The organism is Polaribacter sp. SA4-10 (assembly GCF_002163835.1).
GTDB lineage: Bacteria > Bacteroidota > Bacteroidia > Flavobacteriales > Flavobacteriaceae > Polaribacter.
In genome coordinates this window covers 1,017,486-1,043,068 of record NZ_CP019331.1, presented here as the reverse complement: position 1 = coordinate 1,043,068, position 25,583 = coordinate 1,017,486, and the positions used below count along the sequence as shown (strand labels likewise).

The following is a 25,583-nucleotide window of genomic DNA, read 5'->3' as shown; positions in this document are numbered from 1 at the left end:
ATATAAATTAATAATTTTTTTTGCTTTGTAAAAATAGCTAGCTTCTTTAACTTATAAAGAAGCTAGTCATAGTTTATAAAATAGCTAGCCCCTAATCCAACTATTCTAATATGATTGCAAGGTATAAATTATCATAGAATTAATAATACGTATTAATACCTATTTTTTGTCTAACATGTATTTGTTAAAGTTTTTTCCGTTGATTTTAGTGTATTTAGAATCTATTTCATAAGCAACAAGCATACCCGTAATATCAAATTCACCAGAAACTGCTGTATATTTTATAATTAAATCTTCTTCAAATTTTGTGTTTTTAAATGAAACACCATCGTTAAACTTCGCATATTTAAAGGTTGCAGTTTCTTCAAAAACGGAATTAGAAAAGCTACTATTCCCAATGAATTTTGCATATTTAAAGGTTGCAGGTTCTTTAAAAATAGTATTTTGAAAGGAGCTATTATGCTCAAATTTAGCGTATTTAAAAGTACTATTATCTTCAAATTTAGAGCCTTTAAAGTTGGAGTTTTTTTCAAAATGAGAATATTTAAACATTGCTTTTCTTTTGAAAGTACATTCTTTAAATAAAACTTTATCTTTAAAACTAGCAGTAAAAGTGTAGCCAGAATCTTCATCTGGTATGTATGCTAAAACATCCTCTTTAAAAGTGCAATTTGTAAATGAAATTTTAACGGCTATCATTTTTTTAATTTCATTTGTAGTGTTTCCAGAATTCCAATTAAACCAATTGTTTTTCTTTTTTCTGGGTAATTTTTCGATAGCTTCATCCATATAAGTAAAGTCTAAAGTACCAACTATAGTTGCATTTTTATAAGATATTGATTTTCCGTTTCTGATATCTTTCATAATATCTGATGCTTCTATCGTTTTCTGAGCATACGTAATTGAAGTTATAAAAAAGAAGCTTAAAGCGAATAAAGTAATTTTATGTTTCATGATTGTTAAAGTTTAAATCTATAATAAAGACAATAGAAAAAATAATATGTTACAGTTTTAATTAATTATTTAAAAAAATAAGAGCTTTAAAAAGTAGAATTAATAAACCAATAGTACTGATTTTAATAAGAATAATAGATAAGATTATTTTTTTTTAAAAAGTAATTTTATAATATGATAATAAAAAACAAAATTTATTAATATTTATGCTATAAATTAAACATAATATAAAGGATAACCTTTCTTTTTTTAATGTTTAAAACAGATTCAGGAAAAATACATCAAAGCTTGTTTTTCGGTTGTTTACTGACATTTGTCATATTTTAAAATTCTTCTTGCGTGTAAATTTGCTTTATAAATGTGAATACATAAAACATTAAACACATAGAAGTAATGGAATTAGAAGAATTAATTTTAGAAAAACCAAAAGAAGTAGGCTTCAAGAATGGAGTTTGGAACACATCCATTAATGTTAGAGATTTTGTAATTAAAAACATTATTTCTTATTATGGAGATGACCAATTTTTAGCAGGTGCAAGTGAGAAAACTCAAAAACTTTGGGAAGTTTGTAAAAAAGAAACTCAAATTGAAAGAGAAAACAATGGAGTACACTCTGTTGATACTGACACTATTTCTGGAGTAGCTAGTTTTAAAGCGGGTTATATAGACAGAGAAAACGAGGTAATTGTTGGTTTACAAACAGATGAACTTCTTAAAAGAGGGATGAAACCTTTTGGAGGTTACAAAGTTGTACAAAAAGCATTAGAAGAGCATGGTTTAAAGCCGAGTGAAGAGATTAACACTTTATTTACTAAATATGTAAAAACACACAATGATGGTGTTTTTGATGTGTATACTGCAGAAATTAAAAAATTTAGATCTTTAGGTTTCTTAACAGGTTTGCCAGATAATTATGCACGTGGTAGAATTATTGGTGATTACAGACGTGTTGCTTTATATGGAATTGATAAACTTATTGCAGTTAAAAAAGCAGATTTAGCAAATATTGAAGGACCAATGACAGATGCTGTTATTCGTTTAAGAGAAGAAGTTGCTGAGCAAATTAAAGCATTAAAAGACATGATTGTAATGGGGAACTATTATAATCTTGAATTAAATCGTCCTGCTGTAAATGCTCAAGAAGCAGTACAATGGACTTATATGGGGTATTTAGCTGCTGTAAAAGAGCAAGATGGAGCTGCAATGTCTTTAGGTAATGTTTCTACTTTCTTAGATATTTATATTGAAAAAGATATACAAAATGGTGTTATTACAGAAGTAGAAGCACAAGAATATATAGACCAATTTGTAATGAAACTAAGAATGGTGCGCCACTTACGTATGGCGGCTTATGATGAAATATTTGCTGGAGATCCTACTTGGGTAACAGAAGCAATTGGTGGTATGTTAAATGACGGAAGAACAAAAGTGACTAAAACATCCTACCGTTTCTTACATACATTATATAACTTAGGTCCATCACCAGAACCAAATATTACAGTTTTATGGTCTCCTTTATTACCACAAAATTTTAAAAATTACTGTGCAAAAGTAGCTATTGATACTTCATCTATTCAGTTTGAAAATGATGACTTAATGAGAACTTTAAGAGGTTCTGATGATTATGGGATTGCATGTTGTGTTTCATATCAAGAAATAGGAAAACAAATTCAGTTTTTTGGAGCTAGAACAAACCTTGCAAAAACATTACTATTAGCTGTTAATGGAGGTAAATGTGAAATTACTGGAACTCAAATGGTAGATAATATTGCCCCTTATACTGATGAGTATTTAGATTTTGATAAAGTAATGGCTAACTTTAAAGTTGCTATGACTAAAGTTGCAAAAGTATATAATGATGCAATGAACATTATTCATTACATGCATGATAAATATTACTATGAAAAAGCTCAAATGGCTTTAATTGATACAAATCCACAAATTAATATCGCTTATGGTATTGCAGGATTATCAATTGTAGCAGATTCTTTATCAGCAATTAAATATGCAAAAGTAAAACCTGTTAGAAATGAAGACGGTTTAACGGTAGACTTTATTGTTGAAGGAGAGTTTCCTAAATATGGAAATGATGATGATAGGGTAGATGTTTTTGCTCATAATGGTGTAGAAGACTTTAACAACGAATTAAAGAAATTAAGAGTTTATAAAGATGCAGAACCAACAATGTCTGTATTAACAATTACATCTAACGTTGTATATGGTAAGAAAACGGGTGCAACTCCAGATGGTAGAGCTTTAGGTGTTGCTTTTGCTCCTGGTGCAAACCCAATGCATGGTAGAGATAATAATGGTGCAATTGCTTCATTAAACTCTGTTGCTAAAATAGATTATAAAGATTCTTTAGACGGTATTTCTAATACATTTTCAATTGTTCCTAAATCTTTAGGAGCTACTCAAGAAGAACGAATAGACAACTTAGTAGCAACTTTAAACGGTTATTTTGAACACGGAGCACAACATTTAAATGTAAATGTATTAGACAAAGAAACCTTAATAGATGCTATGGAGCATCCAGAAAATCACCCTCAATTAACAATTAGAGTTTCTGGATACGCTGTTAATTTTATTAGACTAACTAAAGAACAGCAAATGGAAGTAATTTCACGCTCTTTCCACGGTTCTATGTAGTCCTTTTATATATTTATTTAGGGATTCAAAAAATAATAAAGACGCTTATTGTATCTGCTTTTAACACAAAAAGATTATTAGTATTTTTTGAATCCCTTTTTTATTCACTTTAAATTTTACGAAAATTAAAACTTTAGAAAATAGATTAAATGTTCATTCTATAGAATCTTTTGGGACTCATGATGGTCCAGGAATTCGAATGGTTATCTTTTTACAAGGATGCAAACTCAAATGCCAATATTGTCATAATCCAGATACTATAGATACTCGTGGAGGTCAAGAATATCAGATAGAAGAACTTGTACAAAGAGCTATTAAGATGAAATCTTACTTTGGCGACAAGGGAGGTGTAACCGTTTCTGGCGGTGAACCTTTGTTACAAGCAAATAACCTTATTTCTTTCTTTAAACGTTTAAAAGAAGAAGGAATTCATACAAATATTGATACTAACGGGCGAATGTTAAACCATCCCGTTATTGAGTTAATAGATGATTATGCAGATTTAGTTATGTTAGATATTAAGCATATGACTGAAGAAGGTTTCCAAAAAATTACAGGTAAAAAAAACAAAGAAACTACGTTCACTTTTGCAAAACACAGAGAAGCATCAGGAAAAAAAATGTGGCTGCGATATGTGTTAATACCCGGAATAACAAATACACCAGAACTATTACATCAATTAGGAGATTATTTTAAAGACTATACAACCATAGAGCAAATAGAGTTACAACCTTACCACAAATTGGGCATCCACAAATGGGAAGCTTTGGGTTGGGAATATGAATTGCATGATGCAAGAGAAAATACTCAAGAAGAGCTAGATACTGCTTCAAAAATTTTGAGTACTTATTTTAAAAAAGTAAAAATTAATTAAAAAATGAGTTCACAAAAGTTAAAAAACAGGTGGTTAATTGCGGCTTCTGCAGTAGGTATTCATATTTCTATAGGATCTGTGTATGCATATTCTGTAATGACAAACCCTGTAAAAGATATTTTTGAAGTTGAAGGAAGTGTCATTAAATGGGCCTTTAAAATCGCAATTTTATTATTAGGTTTATCAGCAGCGTTTTTAGGGCGTTGGGTAGAAAAAGTGGGTCCAAAAATTAGTGGAACTACAGCAGGAATTTTATATGGAGTTGGTATTTTTGGGTCTGGTTTTGCAGTTCAAATAGAATCTCTATGGCTATTTTATCTTTGTTATGGAGTTATTGGAGGTATTGGTTTAGGGTTAGGTTATATTACACCAGTAAGTACATTGGTAAAATGGTTTCCAGACAGTAGAGGATTGGCAACAGGAATGGCAATTATGGGCTTTGGTTTTGCAGCCTTAATATTTGGACCTCTAATGGCAAAATTATTTGAAATAGTAGGTGTTTCTAATGCTTTTTATATCTTAGGAGTAATCTATATGGTGTTAATTATCTCTTCTGCAAGATATATTGAAAAACCTCCTGTAGGTTATGTTCCTGAAGGGTACAATGAAGGAGAAGGGAGGGTTATTAAAGAAGATTTATCTAATATTACTGCTATTGAATCTTTAAATTCACCTCGTTTTTACTATATCTGGATAATGATGTTTATTAACATTGCTTGTGGTATTGCAATTATTTCTGCAGCAAGTCCAATGATGCAAGAAAAGTTAGATTACACACCTATGCAAGCAGCAGCAATTGTTGGTTTTATTGGAGTTTTTAATGGATTAGGAAGAATTACTTGGTCTACATTATCTGACTATCTAGGCAGAGCAAATACTTTTATTTTATTTTTTGCTTTTCAAGTTTTAGCATTCTATTTCTTACCTAAAATTGGAGTTGAAAGTGTTTTCTTAATAATTTTATTTACAGTAATTACAATGTATGGTGGTGGTTTTGCAATGTTACCCGCTTTTTTAGGAGACTTATTCGGAACAAAACAATTAGGCGCAATTCATGGAATGGTATTAGCAGCATGGGGATTAGCAGGTGTTATTGGACCCACAATTTATGATATGGTAAAAGAACAAACAGGTTCTTTAGATACCACTTTAATCATTTTTTCAGGATTATTTGTTGTTGCTTTAATCGTTTCTATTTTGATGAAAATATCTATTACAAAATCAGAAAAATTAAAAGAGAGTGCGTTAATTATAGCAGCTTAATTTTTTTATTAAAATAATTTATAAAAAGTGCTTTCATTTATTGGAAGCACTTTTTTGTGGTTAAATAGTACAAATTAGTTACTGAAATTATGAGACGAATACTTCCTTTTTAGTTTATATAATTTATCAAAAATTAAAAATCTGTACACTTTATTTAATAGAAAAATTAAAACTTTAAATTTAATTTAAAACACTCATTAGATGATTTTTATCAGTTTTAATTACTTGGTTTAATAGTACTTTTAGGAGTGCTTATGACGAAGCAAATATTAAAATTTTATAAATCAAACATATTATGGAAGTATTACAAAAAGTAAAACCCCGTGTGTATAAATTTGGGGATAAACAAGCTGATGGAAACAGCAAAATGAAAAATTTATTAGGAGGTAAAGGAGCTAATTTAGCTGAAATGAGCGCTATTGGTATTCCGGTTCCTCCAGGATTTACAATTACTACAGAAGTTTGTACAGAATATAATTTATTGGGTCAAGAAGCAGTTGTAGAAATGATTAGAAAAGAAGTAGAAGCTTCAATCGAAAACATTGAAACTTTAATGGGAACTAAATTCGGAGATAAAGAAAATCCGTTATTAGTTTCTGTACGTTCAGGAGCCAGAGTTTCAATGCCTGGAATGATGGATACTGTTTTGAATTTAGGAATGAATGATAAAGTTGTTTTAGGTTTAGCTAAAAAAACAAATAATGAGCAATTTGCTTGGGATTCTTATCGTCGTTTTATACAAATGTATGGTGGTGTTGTTTTAGGAATGAAACCTGCTTCAAAAGAAGACATAGATCCTTTTGAAGAAATCATGGAAAATCTTAAAGAGAAAAGAGGCATTGAGTTAGATACTGAGTTTACAATTCAAGATTTAAAAGACTTAGTGTTCGATTTTAAAGATGCGGTTAAAAAAAGTACAGGCCACAACTTTCCAACAAATCCTTGGGATCAACTTTGGGGAGCAGTTGTTGCTGTTTTTAATAGCTGGAACGGAAATAGAGCCGTGTATTACAGAAACATGCATGGATATCCTGCAGATTGGGGAACCGCCGTAAATGTACAAGCAATGGTGTATGGAAACATGGGAGAAAATTCTGGTACAGGGGTTTGTTTTACGCGTGATGCTGGTACAGGAGAAAATGTTTTTAACGGAGAATATTTAATTAATGCGCAAGGAGAAGACGTTGTTGCTGGCGTAAGAACACCACAACAAATTACAAAATTAGGTTCTCAACGTTGGGCGCAATTAGCAAAAGTTGAAGAGGAAGATAGAATAGAAAATTATCCGTCATTAGAAGAATTAATGCCTTCAATTTTTGGTGAATTAAATGCGTATCAAAATACCTTAGAAAAGCATTATAGAGATATGCAAGATATGGAGTTTACAATGCAAGATGGTAAACTTTGGATTTTACAAACTAGAAACGGAAAAAGAACAGGTTCTGCAATGGTTAAAATTGCTATGGACTTGCTAAAAGAGGGAATGATTGATGAAAAAGAAGCGTTATTGATGGTAGAACCAAATAAACTTGATGAATTATTACATCCTGTTTTTGACTCTAAAGCATTAAAAAGTGCGAATGTAATTGCGCAAGGTTTACCTGCTTCACCAGGAGCAGCAACTGGTAAAATTGTCTTTTTTGCTGATGAAGCAGGTAAGTACAAAAATAGTATTTTAGTAAGAATAGAAACTTCTCCTGAAGACTTAGAAGGAATGAATATTGCTAAAGGTATTTTAACAGCAAGAGGTGGTATGACGTCTCATGCAGCTGTTGTGGCTCGTGGAATGGGTAAATGTTGTATTTCTGGAGCAGGAGCTTTAAAAATTAATTATAAAAAAAGAACGTTAACAGTAGATGGTCATGAATATCATGAAGGAGATTGGATTTCTTTAAACGGTTCTACTGGTAATATTATTGAAGGAAAAGTTGCAACTATGAAACCAGAATTAAGTGGTGAATTCGCAGAATTAATGGAACTTTCAGACAAGTACGCAGTAATGAAAGTTAGAACCAATGCAGACAGTCCTAAAGATGCAAAAATTGCACGTAGTTTTGGGGCACAAGGTATTGGTTTAACAAGAACTGAGCACATGTTTTTTAATGTAGATAGAATTAAGGCAATGCGTGAAATGATTTTGGCAGATACTGTAAAAGGTAGAAAACAGGCTTTAAAAGATTTATTACCAATGCAACGTGAAGATTTTGAAGGTATTTTTGAAGCAATGAAAGGTTTCCCAGTAACGATACGTTTACTTGACCCGCCTTTACACGAGTTTGTTCCTCATCAATTAGCAACTCAAAAAGATTTAGCAGAAGAAATGCATATTTCATTACAAGCGGTTAAAAATAAAGTAGCTGAATTAGAAGAGTTTAATCCGATGCTAGGTCATAGAGGATGTAGATTAGGAAATACCTATCCAGAAATTACAGAAATGCAATCGCGTGCAATTATTGAAGCAGCTATGAATCTTAAAGAAAAAGGGATCATTTGTAAACCAGAAATTATGATTCCTTTGGTAGGAACTGTAAAAGAATTTGAAGCACAAGAGCAAATTGTTAGAGCTACAGCAAATGCAATTTTTAAAGAAAGAAATAGCAAAGTTGAATATTCTGTAGGAACCATGATAGAAGTTCCAAGAGCAGCTTTAATGGCTGATAAAATAGCAGAAAAAGCAGATTTCTTTTCTTTCGGAACAAATGATTTAACACAAATGACTTTTGGTTATTCTCGTGATGACGCTGGAAGATTCTTACCTATTTATATTGAAAAAGGAATTCTTAAAAATGATCCTTTTGAAGTTTTAGATCAAGAAGGGGTAGGGCAGTTAGTAAAAATAGGTACAGAAAGAGGTAGAAGCACAAAACCAGGTTTAAAAGTTGGTATTTGTGGCGAACATGGTGGTGAACCAAGTTCTATAGAGTTTTGTTATAATACAGGAATGGATTATGTAAGTTGTTCTCCTTATAGAGTGCCAATTGCAAGGTTAGTTTCTGCTCAAGCAACCATTAAGTCAATTAAGTAATATTTCCATAAATTTAACTTGATTAAAAAACCCAGAAGTGTACTACTTCTGGGTTTTGTTTTATATAAAAAAGGCTTTTTGATAATAAGCACTAATTTTTTAATGTTATAAAAGTAAAAAAGACCAAATAATTAAATTTGATCTTTTAAACTTCGTAGCAAATATTATTATTATTATTAATAACAATAACACATTTTCCCCACACTAAACTCATTAATGAGCTTAGTACGCAGCAAATATATTAAGGTTTTAAAAAAAAAAAATGTAAAAAAACGTAGAAGTTTACTTTTTTAAGTATGTTTTTAAACCTTGACTCCTAAACAATTTAAAATCTTTATAAGAATAAGAAGAATTCTAATAATTAGGAATTTTGTTATAATTCAGGATTGGATTATGTGGTTTTTTCGCACTACAGAACGGTAATTTCGAAATCAGTATCAGTCTAGGCGGTAATTAAATATATGAAGTAATTTTTTATAATTTCACTTTATGAAAAATCCAGAAGCGCACTACTTCTAGGTTTTTTATAAAAAATATTTTTCAGTAAAAACTATTAATTTCTTTAATGTTGTAAAAGTAAAAAGACCAAATAATTAAATATGAAGTTTTTAAACTTCATAACAATAATTATAACCATAAAAACTATAAAGTCCTCTAACTAAATGTATTAATTATTATAACTATAAATGCTGTAAAAAAAACGGAGAAGTTTACACTTTTAAGTATGTTTTTAATAATGGGTAATCTTCTTTAAAAAATGTTTTTAAATCTTGATTCATAAACAATTTAAAATCCTTAGAAAAATGAGAAGAATCATAATAGTTATAGTTATAAATTAAATCTCTAAGTTTAATTTCTTTAGAAAGGTATTTCTTCATTAAATTAAGAAAACGATATTGTCTTATATATCTTCCTGGGGTTAAACCTACTATTTTTTTAAAATGTACTTCTAATGATTTTTGTGACATCGAGATTTCATCTACAATGTCTTGTACACTCAATAAACCATTTTTTTCTCTAATAAGAGAAATAGCTTGATCAATTTGTTTGGTGTTTTTAGTTATATGCAGTGACATTTTTAAAAAAAACAAATTTAAATTACTAATCAAGTCATTAGAATCTTTAGAGTCTTTAAAAATTAATAAAAGTTCATTATGAAAGGTTTTATTAATTTGAGATAAAGGTGCGTGTTTGTTTTCTAATTTAGAAACATCAATATTTAGTAATTTATGAAGCGCTGTTGGGTGTAAATTAGCGCCTTTAGAACTTGTAATAGAATCTGTTGAAAAATAATATGACCTAAAGTATTGCCCAGTAACCATAAGACCTTTCATCGATGTTTCATTACCATCAAAAGTCACTTTTTGAACGCCCGTTCCAATATAAAATAAATGTGTTACTCCAAGAGGTATAATAACGGATTTAAAGGGAAGATCACTTTCACTAAAAGAAAGATCGAAATATTCTTCAATTAAATTAGGTACTTTATTAGAGTCAAAATAAGTATGTTCCATAGCGATTCAAATGTAAGACTGCTATAAACTAATTATATGTAAATAATCGTAAATAATTAGTTTTCACCTTCTTATTCTTATTAGAAACTTTTGTTTATAGATACTTTGTGGTATACTCGTTTCAATTGGCATGAGAAGACTCAAGATATTTGTAAATTTAAACGATAAGTTAAATTTCTTTAGCGCGGTATTTTCTCTGTAAATGCAGGGAATTAAAAGTGAAATGATACTCGAAGGTAGTTATTTATTATTTGGACGCTTAAACGGTCTTTTTACGACGATTTTTACCGAAGAAAGTAAAAAGGATACTGTTTGATTTTCTACTACAAAAAAAAATCAGCTTTTAGAAGAATCTAAAAGCTGATTTAATTATAATATAAGTTTATACTTATTTGTTTTCAATCCAATTTTTAGCATTTACAAAAGCTGCTAACCAAGGAGAAACTTCATCTTTTCTGCCTTCTGGATAGTTTGCCCAATTCCATTGGAAAGTAGAACGCTCAATATGTGGCATTGTAACTAAATGTCTTCCCGTTTTATCACACAACATCGCGGTGTTAAAATCAGATCCATTTGGGTTGTTCGGGTATCCTTCATAACCGTATTTTGCTACAATATTATAGTTTTCTTCTGCTTCTGGTAAATTGAATTTTCCTTCTCCATGAGAAATCCATACGCCTAATTCTGTGCCTGCTAAACTAGATAACATTACAGAATCATTTTCTTGAATTTTTACAGAAGTAAAAGAACTTTCATGTTTTTTAGAATCATTATGAACTAATTTACCATGTACTTTATGTTCAGGATTAATTAAATCTAATTCCATCCATAATTGTGCTCCGTTACAAATACCAACAGATAAAGTGTCTTCTCTCTTAAAGAAGTTCTTTAAAGCTTTCTTTGCTTTTGCATTGTATAAAAATGCACCAGCCCAACCTTTAGCAGAACCTAAAACATCTGAATTAGAAAAACCACCTACAGCACCAATAAACTGAATGTCTTCTAAAGTTTCACGACCAGAAATTAAATCTGTCATGTGAACATCTTTTACATCAAAACCAGCTAAATACATTGCATTCGCCATTTCACGTTCAGAATTTGAACCTTTTTCACGAATAATTGCTGCTTTGGGACGAGATTGCTTCGTTCCACTCGCAATGACAGGAAGTTTTCCTGTAAAGTTCTCTGGAAATTTATACGATAAAGGCTGATTTTTATAATTATCAAAACGATCTTGAGCTAAATTATTAGCCGTTTGTTTTTGATCTAATAAGAAAGAAGTTTTATACCAAACATCTCTCATTTCAGCAACATCAAAGGTGAATTTTTCTTCACTATTTTGAATGTTTACAGTTCCTGAATTGTTTGCGGTTCCAATATTGAAAAATTCAATGTTATTTTCTGATAAAATTGTTTCTACAGAAGCATCTGCTTGAAAAACAATTCCTGAATTTTCAGCAAATAAAACCTTTATAGCATCTTCTTCATTTAATGATGAGATGTTAAAATCTGCTCCTAAATTAACATCCGCAAAACACATTTCTAATAAAGTTGTAATTAAACCACCAGAAGCAACATCATGTCCTGCAGTAATTTTATCCGCTTTAATTAATTCTTGAATTGTATTAAAAGTGTTTTTTACAAAAGCAGCATTTTTTACATCAGGAGCTTCATTACCAATCGTATTTAAAACTTGGTAAAAAGAACTTCCACCTAATTTAAATTCATCTTGAGAAATATTAATATAATAGATGTTTCCTCCATCAACTTTTAAAAGAGGTTCCACAACTTTACTTATTTCATTACAGTTTCCTGCAGCTGAAATAATAACAGTTCCTGGAGCAATTACTTCATCATCAGCATATTTTTGCTTCATTGATAAAGAATCTTTTCCGGTAGGAACATTGATTCCTAAATCTATAGAAAATTCTGAAACTGCTTTTACTGCTTTGTATAAACGAGCATCTTCACCTTCATTTTTACAAGGCCACATCCAGTTTGCAGAGAGCGACACGCTCTTTAAGTTCTCTTTTAAAGGTGCCCAAATAATATTTGTTAAAGATTCTGTAATTGCATTTCTACTTCCTGCAGCAGGATCAATTAAGCCAGAAATAGGCGAGTGCCCAATTGAGGTTGCAACGCCTTCTTTTCCATTGTAATCTAACGCCATTACACCAACGTTGTTCAACGGAATTTGTAACGGACCAACACATTGTTGTTTGGCAACTTTACCACCAACACATCTGTCTACTTTGTTTGTTAACCAATCTTTACAAGCAACCGCTTCTAATTGTAAAACTTGCGTTAAATAGTTTTTAAAATTCTTAACTTTATATCTAGAATTCTTATAGTTTCTTTTTACAGTCTTATCTGTTAACACCGTTTTAGGAGAAGCACCAAACATGTCTTCTAAAGCTAAATCCATTGGTTTTTCACCTGTTGATTTAGATTCAAAAGTAAAACGGTTATTTCCTGTAACTTCACCAACATCATAAATAGGAGAACGCTCTCTATCTGCAATTTTATGTAAAGTATCTAAATGTTCTTCAGCAATAACCAATCCCATTCTTTCTTGAGATTCGTTACCAATAATTTCTTTTGCTGATAATGTAGGGTCTCCAATTGGTAATTTATCTAAATCGATTTTACCACCTGTATCTTCTACGAGTTCTGATAAACAATTTAAATGTCCACCAGCACCATGATCGTGAATAGAAACAATAAAGTTTTCTTCACTTTCTACCATTCCACGAATTGCATTTGCAGCACGTTTTTGCATTTCTGGATTCGAACGTTGTACCGCATTTAATTCAATACCGGAATCTAATGCACCTGTATCTGCAGAAGAAACTGCAGCGCCACCCATTCCAATTCTGTAGTTTTCACCACCTAAAATTACAATTTTGTCTCCTTCTTTTGGAGTATCTTTTAATGCTTGATCTGCTTTTCCATAACCAATTCCACCCGCTTGCATGATTACTTTATCATACCCTAATTTTCTTGGTTTAGATGCACTAGAAGAAGAGTTTTCTTCATGTTCAAAAGTTAATACAGAACCCGTAATTAATGGTTGTCCAAATTTGTTTCCAAAATCGGATGCTCCATTAGAAGCTTTTATTAAAATATCCATTGGAGTTTGGTATAACCAATCTCTAGCTTCAAATTTGTTTTCCCAATATCTTGTGTTTTTAACTGAATCTATAGAAGCTTCTAAACGAGAATAAGAAGTCATGTAAACAGCAGTTCCTGCTAAAGGTAAAGAACCTTTTCCTCCTGCAAGTCGATCTCTAATTTCACCACCAGAACCAGTTGCAGCTCCATTAAAAGGCTCTACTGTTGTTGGGAAATTGTGTGTTTCTGCTTTTATAGAAATTACAGAATTAAAATCTTCTGTTTGATAAAAGTCTGGTTTGTCTGCTGTTTTAGGAGCAAATTGTTCCACTTTTGGGCCTTTTATAAAAGCAACATTATCTTTATATGCAGAAACAATATCGTTTGGAAACTGTTTAGACGTTTCTTTTATTAATTTAAATAATGATGTTGGCATTTCTTCTCCATCAATAACAAAAGTTCCGTTAAATATTTTATGTCTACAGTGTTCTGAGTTTACTTGGCTAAATCCAAATACTTCAGAATCTGTTAATTTTCTTCCAATTTTTGTAGCAACACTTTCTAAGTAGGCTACTTCTTCATCACTTAGTGATAAACCTTCTTCACTATTATATGCAGCAATATCTTCAATATCTAAAATTGCCTCTGGTTTGATCTCGATTGTAAATGACTCTTGATGTAAACCATTAAATTTTTCAGAAATCATTGGGTCAAAATCAGTAAAATCTTCAGTAGAAGTAACAAATTCTTCAATCCTGATGATATCTTTAATCCCCATATTCTGAGTAATTTCAACTGCATTTGTACTCCAAGGAGTAATCATTGCTCCTCTTGGACCAACAAAAAAAGCATCGATGGATGTTTCTTCTATTTTTGGTTGATTAGCAAATAACCAAGTCAGTTTAGTAATTGTTGTCTTCGCTAAATCTTTTGTTGTTTGAACAGCGAAAACTTTACTGTCTTTATTTCCAAAGAAATGAATCATTATAGTGTGTGTTTGCTTATTGTTTTAAAAATGCAAATTTACTTTTTTTCAATTTAAAAACGTAAGGTTATTTTAATTGAAATTTAATAGTTGTTTACGTGTTTATTAAACAAAAAAGACTGTCAATAAAGACAGTCTTTTAAAAGATTTTCAATTAAATATTAATTTTTTAATTTTTAATCAATTTTTTAGTAATTGATTTATTATCAATACTCATTTTCACGATATATATTCCTTTCGATAACTTAGAGACATCTATGCTATTTTTGTTTGCTGTTATTTTTACAGACTTTACAATTTTACCTAATACATTGTAAATATGAACATCTGTATTGTTGCTTGTTTTAATGTAAATTGTATTTCCGTTTGTTGGGTTTGGATAGATTTTAAACGTGTTTAAAATACTATTATCTTTAACACTTAAGGTACCATTGTAATTACCAATATCACTTACTGTGTTAGAAGGGAAATAACTCCATTCACCTTGCTCGCTATATTCTGTGTTTGGTTCTGTTATATCGTTATTTCTTCGTAATGTTATATTTTGCGCAAACATATCTGTACCATCTAAATCTCCAATAATATCTATTAAAACATCATTTTTAAAAAGACCAACTCTATCATTGCCATTAAAATTCATCGGTGTTACGTCTGCAACTTCCAAATCTTTTTCCTCATGTAATTTAGTTAAGGTCGTAGATCCGTTTATAATTACATACACATCATTAATAGTAATACTTCCTACTAATTGTAATGGACTTTCCCAATTGCCTTCGGATTGTCTTTTGATGGTATACGGAGATAAATCGATGTTGTTACTTGTTAAATTTACAATTTCTAAAGCTTTGTTTTCTACAGAACCTTCAACGTATTCCGAGAAAAACAATTCTGAGACATCACTACTACCGTCTGAAGTAGTTCCATTAACAGCTGTAGATTGTTCAGACATATTACTTGCAGAATCTTTAGCTAAAACACGTACACTGTAAGTTGTGGAAATGGCTAAACCGGTAACATCATAACTAGTATTCGCAGTAGATCCGTTTAGCGCTCCGTCAATAAAAACTTCATAAGCCGTTACAGTAGAATTATCTGTAGAAGCAGTCCAGTTAACTCTAAAGCTTGCTCCTGTTTGATTGGATATGGTAATGTTTGTAGGCACAGTTGGTGCTTCATTATCTGTTAACGTAGTTCCATTGACGGCTGTAGATTGATCAGATTTATTATTGGCAATATCTTTTGCTAAAATTGTAACCGCATAAGAAGTGTTAGAGCTTAAACCCGTTAAGGTATAGTTTGTAGACGCAGTTTCTCCGTTTAACGTTCCATTAGCATATACTTCATATTTTGATACTGCTTCATTATCTTCAGAAGCAGTCCAACTAGCATCTATAGTAGAAGTAGTTGCATTACTAAGGGCAACATTTGTGGGCACTGTTGGTGCTTCATTATCATTAGAAGTATAAATCCCCCAAGAATCTTCCGCAGGTGTTCCTCCCCAAATTCTAGTTGCTAAATAAGCGTTGTCTATAAATGGATTTCTATTTCCTTGAGAATAGTTCTCATTTGAATCGTGATAAGTATTTCTTTGTCTTTCAAAATCAGAAACAGGATCTGCTGCATTCCATTCTAAAAAAAGATCAATCATATTTGCATCTATACTATTTACATTACCCACACCTACTCCTTTTGGTAGACATTGATTGCCGTAACGCAAATACATATACATCATCATTCTTGAAATATCACCTTTCCATTCTTCACCAGGGTACCAACCTCCAGAAACACTGCCTGAATTACCAGAACCATTTGCAAATTTTAAGCTTCCTCTTTGACTATTGTATTGAACATCTGAAGGACGTAAATGATGTGCATCTGCTCCAGGACCAGAAGTACCAAGATTTGGGTTTCCTAAAGATTTTGCGTAGGTATGTTCCCTATTCCAATCTCCTTGATCTCCACTATTGTCATTTATTCCTCTTGTTCTTGCGGTTGTTCCGCTTGATGAATATCCATAAATTAATAAAACTTCTGAACTATTCTCTGGATTTACATCCGTAGCTTTTAGTGCGTCCCAACCATAAGATAAAATATTTGTATGCGCATTTATCGTTTTAGTTGCTAAGTTTTCTTTTAGACTTAAGCCGTCAGCAGTTAGGTCTACATCGTTATAATAAGATTCTGCTTGCGCATTTATTAATAAAGTAAAAAAGACTGATAAGAAAAGTAGTATTTTTTTCATTTTTTAGTGTATTACAATTAGAATATAAAAACGACTCATTTTGAGTCGTTTTAGTGAATTTCTGTAAAAATAAAAATTAGTTTTTAATTAATTTCTTAGTAATAAATTGTTTGCCTGAATTAATTTTAACTAAATAAATTCCTTTAGCTAATTTAGAAATATCAATAGTATTGTTACTTTTTGTTACTTCTGATGTTGCAACTGTTTTTCCTAAAACAGTGTATATGTTAATTGTTGCATCTTCAGTAACACTAAAATAAACGCTATTTCCATTTGCTGGATTTGGAAACATTTTAAATGATTCAAAAACAACATTTTTAGTACTTAAAGTGGAAGAATGACTACCGATACCATCAAAAGTATTTGCATCTAAAATATCCCATTCAGCAATGTTAAATGTTGTGTTTGTCTCAGAAATAGTTGCTTTTCTTCTGTATGTTTTATTTTGAATATGATCACTAGAATTACCTTCTTCACCAATAATATCTATTAAAATACCATTTTTATACAAACCAACTGGGTCATTACCATTAAAATTTAAAGGAGATCCATATCCATAAGGAGAAGTTTCTATATTTGGTGGCCCAAATAAATCAGCCTCATTTAAAAGTTCTGGTTCTGTTACATCAGCATAGGCAATAACAAAAACATCACCAGGAATAATACTGGAGTTTCCTAAAGGATAATTATCTACCCAAGCACCACCATTAGATTGTTTCTGAATAGAATAGTCTGCTAAATTTATGGTACTTCCTGTAAGGTTTACAATTTCAATTGCTTTTTCATTACTACTTCCTTCAACATATTCAGAAATAAATAATTCTGTAATTCCGTTAGAAGTACCGGCTGTTGTAGTTGCAGTTACGGCATTACTTTTAGCGGATTTATTATTGTCTGAATCCGTTGCTAAAACTTCTACGGTATAGGTTGTAGAGGTATTTAATCCGGCTACGGTGTAAAAAAGAGCTGTTGTCGTTGCATTCAAATTGCCATCAACAAAGACTTCATAACCACTAATACTATTATTATCTGTAGAAGCAGACCAAGAAACTTTAAACGAAGAATCTGTTTCATTGCTTACAAGAACATTGCTTGGTATTGTTGGTGCCTGTGTGTCGCCATCAGTAGTGCCATTTACGGCAGCACTTAAAGGGGACATATTGTTGATAAGGTCTTTTGCAAGAATAGTAAAACTATAGGTTGTATTCGTGTTTAAATCAGAAATGGTAACATTGGTATTGGTTGTTTGAGCTTCTAAAACACCATCTACAAATACATTGTATCCTGTTACACCCTTATTATCTGTGGATGGATTCCAAGAAATATCAATAGAATTTAAATCAATGTTACTTAGCGTAACATTTGATGGAGTAGTTGGTGCTTCTATATCTGTTTTTTTATAATAATCCCATCGATCTTCTGCAGAGTTTCCACCCCAAATTCTTGTTGCTAAATAAGGGTTGTCTATAAATGGATTTCTATTTCCTTGTGCAGCACCATTTGTTGTATTTTCGTGATACGTATTCCTAGCAATTTCAATATCCGAAACAGGGTCATCTACATTCCATTGTAAAAATAAATCAATCATATTATCTTCTGTAAACTCATTGCTACCCACGCCTACATCAGAGGGCAAACAAACGGAGCCATAATGAATGTACATGTACATTAACATTCTTGCTGCATCCCCTTTCCATTCATCACCAGGATACCAAGCGGATGTGTTTGGGCCGTCTAAACCAGGAAAAGTATCGGTAGAGAACTTGGAGTTACCAGTCCCTCTGCCGTATTTTCTGTTGTTTCTTGTTGAATTACGGGTTCTATCCGCAGCTCTTAAATGGTGTGCATCAGTAGCTGGGCCAGGAATGTCTGTATCTAATGGTGGATTTGCCAAAGACTTAGGGAAAACATGTTCTCTGTTCCAAACAAAACTATCTCCGTCTCCAATATCTTGCAATCTTTCATCCCTAGAATAGTCATTTGTAATGTCGGAATCCGAGCCATTTTCCCAACCATAAAATAAAATAACATCTCCTTGAAAACTTGCATTTACGTAGGCATCTGTTGCTATAACCGCGTCCCAAGTATCAGGAGAACTGCTAGTGTATGGTAGTATATTTGTATGTGCTGCTATTGTTTTAGCTGCTAATTCATCTTTAAGTTGAATTCCAGCTAATGTTAGATCTACATCATTATAGTAAGACTCTTGAGAAAAAGAGACTGAAAATGATGTAATAAAAATTAATAAGAGTAGTTTTTTTACCATTTAGATTGAGATTAAATTAATAAACAAATACTTTCTTTTTCTGCAATTATAACTCTAAACCTAGCAATAAATTAGGAGTTTTATTTTCTTTCTAAAAGCGCCATATAAAATCCGTCAAAACCAGAAGTATGTGCTAATACCTTTTTGTCTGATACAAATATAAACTCTTTTCCGGCTTCAGATGTTAAGAAAGTCTTAACTTGTTCTTGATTTTCTGATGGTAAAATAGAACAAGTTGCATACACCATTTTTCCACCTGGTTTTACCATTGTAGAATAACTTTGCAATATTTCTTGTTGTATTTTTTTAATATTGTCTATAAATTCAGGTTGTAATTTCCATTTAGAATCTGGATTTCTACGAATAACACCTAATCCAGAACATGGAGCATCTATTAAAACTCTATCAGCTTTACCGTGTAATTTTTTTATAGGTTTTGTAGAATCTATAACACGCATATCTATATTATGCGCTTTGTTTCTTTTTGCACGAACTTTTAATTTACGTAATTTACTTTCGTAAATATCCATTGCAATAATTTGCCCTTTATTTTCCATTAAAGCAGACAAATGCAATGTTTTACCTCCTGCACCAGCACATGTATCAATAACTTTCATACCTGGTTTTACGTCTAAATATGCAGCAACTAATTGAGAAGAAGCATCTTGTACTTCAAAAAATCCATTATGAAAAGCTTCTGTTTTAAAAACATTTGCCCTTTCTGGTAAAATTAAAGCATCTGGATGATTAGGAACAAATTCTGTAATTACATTTTCTGCATGTAACTTTTTTTGTAGAATTTCTCTAGAAATATTTAATGTATTTGTTCTTAAAATTACTTTTGCTTGCTGATTTAAAGCGGCTATTTCTTTGGTCCAAAGATCTTCTCCTAATTCAGAAACACACAATTCATCCATCCAATCTGGAATAGATTCTCTGTATTTTCTTGTTCTAGACAGTTCTGCAAAACGACCTTTAATTTTTCTTTCGGGTACATCACCAATTTGGTTCCAATCTGGTAAAGGAATTCCTCTTAAAATACACCAAACAGAAAATATTCTCCAAATATTATCTCTATCAAAAGGTGCTTTTACTTCAGCAATTTCTGCATATAAACGATTCCATCTAACAATTTCATAGATAGTTTCTGCAACAAACTTTCTATCTCTTGCTCCCCAACGTTTATCTCTTTTTAATGCTTTTTCTACAGCTTTATCTGCATAAACGCCTTCGTTAAAAATATCACGAATACTATCTATAACTGCAAAAGTTAAATTTCTATGTAATCTCATTTGTTAATTTCTATAGGAATACAAAACTACAATATATATAAATGTTTTGCTTTGTACTTCGATGTTTTGTTAAAATTGTTTTTAAAAATAAAAACTTTCTTGAAAGTTACCGTTTTATAGTAAAAATCAAGAAAGAATTTTATTTATGCTACACATTTAAGTGTATTAATATTTAAAAAGTGAAGTCTATCTTTCTTTACGTCTTCTTCCAAAACCACCAGAATTTCTATCTGCACCAGAATTTCTGTCTGGTCTGTCAGAAGTTCTTCCTCTACTAGAAGAAGAATCACTTCTTCTAGATGAAGGTCCATCTGAATCTCTTTTTCTTCCAAATCCACCTTCTTTTTTATTACCAAAAGGTTTTCTACCTCCACCACCTCTTCGTCCGCCGCTACCGCCACGATCTTTTTTAGTGATTTCTATATTTACAGAACGACCATCAAAATCTGGTTGATTAGAAGAGAAAGCTTCTAATGTTTTGTCCTCGTAATTTTTATCAATTTCAAAGAAAGAAAAAGTGTCTAAAATATCTATAGAACCAATTTCAACTTTATCTCCAATATTTTGTTCGTTAATTAAACCAATTAATTTACCAGGATTCAAATTGTCTTTTCTACCAATATTGATAAAGAAGCGAGTCATGTTTTCATCTGTAGCTCTTGCTCTAGAGTTATCTTTTGAAGACAAGTCATTTAAATCTTTTGCATTTTCATAGTACTTTAACATTGTGTTAAATTCTAATGAAACAAATTTTTGAATTAACTGTTCTCTATCTAAGCCTTCTAACTTTTCGTAAATACTTGGTAAGAACTCGTTAATTTCAGATTCATTTACTTCAGTAACTTGCACCTTATCAATTAAATTCATTAATTGATTTTGAACAATTTCTTTACCCGTAGGAACTTTTGTTTCTACAAATTTCTTTTGAATGATTTTTTCGATTTGGCGTAATTTACCTTTCTCTTTTCCATTAACTAAAACAATAGAAATTCCTTTATTTCCAGCTCTACCAGTTCTACCACTTCTATGTGTGTAGTTTTCTATTTGATCTGGTAACTTATGATTTAATACATGTGTTAATTCAGTAACATCCAGTCCACGAGCTGCAACATCTGTAGCAACTAATATTTGAATTGTTTTCTTTCTAAATTTACCCATTACAGAATCTCTTTGCCCTTGAGATAAATCTCCATGCAAAGCATCTGCACTATAACCGTCTTTAATTAAATTGTCTGCAACCTCTTGTGTTTCTCTACGAGTTCTACAAAAAATGATTGCATAAATATCAGGATTTAAATCTGCAATCCTTTTTAAAGCTGGGTAACGTGTTCTTTCTGTAACAGAATAATACTCGTGACTTACATTATCTGAACCTTGATTCTTTTGACCCGAAGTAATTTCTATAGGGTTGGTCATGTAGTTTCTAGCAATAGATTCTACTTCTCTAGGAAATGTTGCAGAAAATAATAGTGTTTGTTTTGTGTCTGGTGTAGCTTCTAAGACTTTATCTAATTCATCTTTAAAACCCATGTTTAACATCTCATCAGCTTCATCTAAAACAAGCCATTGAACGTTTCCTAATTTTAAAGCTCTTCTTTTAATTAAATCTACTGTTCTACCAGGAGTTCCAACAACAATTTGAGACCCTCTTTTTAGAGATCTAATTTGATCTTCCATACTAGAACCTCCATAAACAGTTGTTACCTTAACATCAGGTAGATATTTACAAAAGTCTTTTATATTATTACCAATTTGTACAGCTAACTCTCTTGTTGGAGATAATATAATTGCTTGTACATTACCATTACTTTCATCTAAAAGCTCTAGTATTGGTAAACTAAAGGCAGCAGTTTTACCTGTACCAGTTTGTGCAAATGCCTTTAAATCGTCTTTTGAAGAAATAATTTGTGGAATTGCTTTTTCTTGAATAACAGTTGGTTCTTCATACCCTAAATCTGTTAATGCTTTGTTGATAGGTTCTTTTAAACCTAACTCTAAAAATGTTGACATACTGTGTTTTTTGTAGATTCACAGAACGCCCACCTGCAAATCCGATTTATATTTATCGACTTGTTTATTTTTGAGTTTATTACCCAGAAATTTAACCGTGCAAAGGTACAGTAAAATAAGCTGAAAATAAGAACTAAATTAGTTAATTATTTTTCACTTAATTTCTTAAGCTGAGAATGTATGTTTTTTGAAGAAATTGATGCATACCCATTTTCTACTATTCCTTTTTTATTAATAAGTATTACTCTAGGCATTTTGCTAGTTAAGAAGCTGTTATCTTTGCTTTTAGTGTCTATAAAAAATTGATTTTTTATATCTAATTGATCAATTTTATCATTTTTACTACCGTTAATTTTTACTTGGATAAATTGTATTTCAGGAAATTTATTAGATAAAAAACCAATTCTTGAAGAGATATATTCTTTAGAAACAAATTCTGGGTTCCAAAAAAATAGAAAAGTATTCTTATCCGTAATGATTTCTTTAATTGAATGCCTTGTTTTATTAAAATCTATAATTGAAAAATCAGGTATTTTATTTCCTTTGTGTAAAGACTTATTGTCTGCTAAAAGTTTTTTAATAATAGATTTATCTTCTTTATTGGAACTTAAGTCAAAAAAAGTTTCAAAAGCATTTTGATTAACATTACAGCTAGATTTTCTGTAAAAATGCCCAAGAACTGTTTGTTTTAAAAATGCATTTTTAGATTTTTCTGAACTTATTTTAGTATTGATAGTCTTTAATAAATCTACCGTAAAATTAGAAGAGTATTCATTAGTCATAGGTTTGTGACCTAAAGAATAGGTAACATTGTATAAGTAATTTCTCACATATGTAATGTAAGGCGCATAATACATTAAAGAATCTTTATTAAAATTTAATGTTTCTCTATACGTGTAAAAAGAGTTTTTAATTTCTGGAAATTCTTTCGAGTTAGAGTGCTTTACATACATAATAGGATATCTTTCTGCTCTTGCAAAAAGAGGGTAGGTTAGTGCTACTTTTAAGATATCTCTATATCCTTCCGTTTCATCTGTATGGTTTTCTATGTAGTAATTATAAGTAATTAATTTTGTATTGATTAAAGAGTCTATCTTCCATTTAAACTTGTCCGGGTCTAAATTATTAAAAATGTAAAAATTCTTTTCATCTTTTTCGTCCTCTAAAAAACAATCAATTAAAATATTATTTCTTTCAGCTCCTTTACCTGCAAAAACTAAAGATTCATCAAAATCCCAAGTATTTAAACGCAGCATTAAACTGTCTTGTGGTTCTAAATAAATATATTGATTTTCTTTACCGTGAATAAAATAGTAGAGACCTTCTTTTGCATTCTCTAATTTACCAAAAAACTTGTTGTTTTCATCTAAAAATAAAGTATCAACAACTTCTTCTTTAGAATATAAGATTACATATTTAGATTTTGGATTTATTATTTTACCACCAAAATATGTAGAAACATTTTTAGGACTTGAATTACAACTAACCAAAGCGATAAGTAAAAAAAATGGGATGTAATTAAATAATTTTTTTATCATATGTTAAATTGAGGGGTCATAAAATCTTCCATCAAATTTAGGGATTCAGCTTTGTTAATATTGTTAATTCGATGTTAAAAAAGTGGTAAAAAGAGGATTCAATTTTAACACTTTCAATTCTTTAAAAAACCGTTGTAAAATCTACCCTAAAAAGAGAAATCAATTTAGTACTTTTGCACAAAATTAAAAAACAAGATTATGTTATCAGTTTCTAATTTATCTGTACAGTTTGGTAAGCGTATACTATTTGATGAAGTAAATACAAAATTTCACACAGGAAACTGTTATGGAATTATTGGCGCAAATGGAGCGGGGAAATCAACATTTTTAAAAATTATTTCAGGAGTTCAAGAACCAACATCTGGTCAAGTTCACTTAGAATCAGGTAAAAGAATGTCTGTTTTAACCCAAGATCATTATGCTTTTGATGAGTTTCCGGTGTTAGAAACTGTAGTAATGGGAAATAAAGATTTGTTTAAAATTAAAAAACAAATTGATGATTTATATGCAGATTATACAGATGAAAATGCAGAGAAGATAGGAGAACTTCAAATAGTTTTTGAAGAAATGAATGGATGGAATGCAGATTCTGATGCTGCTGCCATGTTATCTAATTTAGGAATTAAAGAAGATTTACATTTTACTTTAATGAAGGATTTGGATGGTAAACAAAAAGTACGTGTTTTAATAGCGCAAGCACTTTTTGGTAATCCAGATGTTTTAATTATGGATGAACCAACCAATGATTTAGATTTTGAAACGATAGCTTGGTTAGAGAACTTTATTGCAAATTTTGAGAACTGTGTAATTGTAGTATCACATGATAGGCACTTTTTAGATGCAGTTTGTACACATATTTCAGATATAGATTTTAGTAAAATCAATCACTATTCTGGTAATTATACTTTTTGGTATGAATCGAGTCAATTAGCATCAAAACAAAGAGCACAACAGAATAAAAAAGCAGAAGATAAGAAGAAAGAATTAGAAGAATTCATCCGTCGTTTTTCTGCCAATATGGCCAAATCTAAGCAAGCAACTTCTCGTAAAAAAATGATCGAGAAATTAAATGTTGAAGATATTAGACCCTCAAGTAGAAGGTATCCAGCAATTATTTTTGATAGAGATAGAGAAGCGGGAGATCAGATTTTACATGTAGAAGGGTTATCTAAAAGCTTTGAAGGCGAGAAATTATTTAATGATGTTCACATCAATTTAAATAAAGGAGATAAAGTAGCCGTAATTTCTAAGAACTCTAGAGCAATTACAGCTTTTTATCAAATTATTACTGATAATGAAAAAGCGGATACTGGAGAATATAATTGGGGAGTTACAACGACACAATCATATTTACCACTAGATAATTCATCGTTTTTTCAAGACGGAGAATTAAATTTAGTAGATTGGTTAAGACAATATGCACAAACAGAAGAAGAACGTGAAGAAGTTTTTTTACGTGGATTTTTAGGAAAAATGATTTTCTCTGGTGAAGAAGCTTTAAAGAAAAGTAACGTTTTATCTGGAGGAGAAAAAGTACGTTGTATGTTATCTAGAATGATGATGAAAAGAGCAAATATTCTAATATTAGATGAACCTACAAATCACTTAGATTTAGAATCTATTCAGTCTTTAAATAATTCTTTAATTAACTTTAAAGGAACCATGTTGTTTTCTACTCATGATCATGAGTTTGCACAAACAGTTGCAAATAGAGTTATTGAGTTAACACCAAAAGGAGTTATAGATAGATATGCTACTTTTGATGATTATTTAGCAGATCCAAAAGTGAAAGAATTACGTGAGAAAATGTATTCTTAGTAATTAAAAATATTTAATTTAAAAAAGGAAGCTATTTAGCTT

At 30.7% G+C, this 25,583-nt stretch carries 13 protein-coding genes; 5 read left to right on the top strand and 8 right to left on the bottom strand.

All coding sequences use genetic code 11. The annotated features are described in order from the left end of the window. Nucleotides 1–159 precede the first annotated feature (159 nt). Entirely contained in the window at nucleotides 160–954 is a 795-nt protein-coding gene (locus BTO04_RS04730) for a pentapeptide repeat-containing protein (RefSeq protein WP_087563402.1), read from the bottom strand. Between the two features lie 393 nt (nucleotides 955–1,347). On the opposite strand from BTO04_RS04730, the gene pflB reads away from it, so the two are divergent. The 4 genes from pflB (at nucleotide 1,348) to ppdK (ending at nucleotide 8,765) form a co-directional block, all read left to right on the top strand. Continuing rightward, nucleotides 1,348–3,603 (top strand): formate C-acetyltransferase, encoded by a 2,256-nt coding sequence (gene pflB / locus BTO04_RS04725; RefSeq protein WP_087563401.1) that lies wholly within the window; start codon nucleotides 1,348–1,350, stop codon nucleotides 3,601–3,603. A gap of 91 nt (nucleotides 3,604–3,694) precedes the next feature. After that, nucleotides 3,695–4,477, top strand: coding sequence for a pyruvate formate-lyase-activating protein (gene pflA / locus BTO04_RS04720; RefSeq protein WP_368356376.1), 783 nt, complete (start codon nucleotides 3,695–3,697; stop codon nucleotides 4,475–4,477). 3 nt (nucleotides 4,478–4,480) lie between these two features. Beyond that, entirely contained in the window at nucleotides 4,481–5,740 is a 1,260-nt protein-coding gene (locus BTO04_RS04715) for an OFA family MFS transporter (protein ID WP_087563399.1), read from the top strand. Nucleotides 5,741–6,035: 295 nt separating this feature from the next. Beyond that, the gene (ppdK, locus tag BTO04_RS04710; RefSeq protein WP_087563398.1) at nucleotides 6,036–8,765 is read left to right on the top strand and encodes a pyruvate, phosphate dikinase; all 2,730 of its coding nucleotides are present in this window, start codon (nucleotides 6,036–6,038) and stop codon (nucleotides 8,763–8,765) included. 710 nt (nucleotides 8,766–9,475) lie between these two features. On the opposite strand, the gene BTO04_RS04705 is transcribed toward ppdK, so the two are convergent. The 7 genes from BTO04_RS04705 to BTO04_RS04675 all read right to left on the bottom strand — a co-directional run bounded on the left by BTO04_RS04705 (nucleotide 9,476) and on the right by BTO04_RS04675 (nucleotide 23,723). After that, complete coding sequence (locus BTO04_RS04705) at nucleotides 9,476–10,279, bottom strand: helix-turn-helix domain-containing protein (protein WP_087563397.1); 804 nt, start codon at nucleotides 10,277–10,279, stop codon at nucleotides 9,476–9,478. Between the two features lie 388 nt (nucleotides 10,280–10,667). Continuing rightward, nucleotides 10,668–14,375, bottom strand: coding sequence for a phosphoribosylformylglycinamidine synthase (purL, locus tag BTO04_RS04700; RefSeq protein ID WP_087563396.1), 3,708 nt, complete (start codon nucleotides 14,373–14,375; stop codon nucleotides 10,668–10,670). A 169-nt stretch (nucleotides 14,376–14,544) separates the two neighbouring features. Then, nucleotides 14,545–16,617 (bottom strand): endonuclease, encoded by a 2,073-nt coding sequence (locus BTO04_RS04695; protein ID WP_087563395.1) that lies wholly within the window; start codon nucleotides 16,615–16,617, stop codon nucleotides 14,545–14,547. Between the two features lie 76 nt (nucleotides 16,618–16,693). Beyond that, nucleotides 16,694–18,883: an endonuclease gene (locus BTO04_RS04690; protein WP_087563394.1), complete on the bottom strand. Its 2,190-nt coding sequence runs from the start codon at nucleotides 18,881–18,883 to the stop codon at nucleotides 16,694–16,696. A gap of 80 nt (nucleotides 18,884–18,963) precedes the next feature. Beyond that, on the bottom strand, nucleotides 18,964–20,175 hold the full coding sequence (locus BTO04_RS04685; protein WP_087563393.1) for an RsmB/NOP family class I SAM-dependent RNA methyltransferase: 1,212 nt from the start codon (nucleotides 20,173–20,175) through the stop codon (nucleotides 18,964–18,966). Between the two features lie 186 nt (nucleotides 20,176–20,361). Then, the gene (locus tag BTO04_RS04680; protein WP_087563392.1) at nucleotides 20,362–22,185 is read right to left on the bottom strand and encodes a DEAD/DEAH box helicase; all 1,824 of its coding nucleotides are present in this window, start codon (nucleotides 22,183–22,185) and stop codon (nucleotides 20,362–20,364) included. Nucleotides 22,186–22,331: 146 nt separating this feature from the next. Next, nucleotides 22,332–23,723, bottom strand: coding sequence for a hypothetical protein (locus BTO04_RS04675; RefSeq protein ID WP_087563391.1), 1,392 nt, complete (start codon nucleotides 23,721–23,723; stop codon nucleotides 22,332–22,334). Nucleotides 23,724–23,921: 198 nt separating this feature from the next. On the opposite strand from BTO04_RS04675, the gene BTO04_RS04670 reads away from it, so the two are divergent. Then, nucleotides 23,922–25,541, top strand: coding sequence for an ABC-F family ATP-binding cassette domain-containing protein (locus tag BTO04_RS04670; protein ID WP_087563390.1), 1,620 nt, complete (start codon nucleotides 23,922–23,924; stop codon nucleotides 25,539–25,541). Nucleotides 25,542–25,583 lie beyond the last annotated feature (42 nt).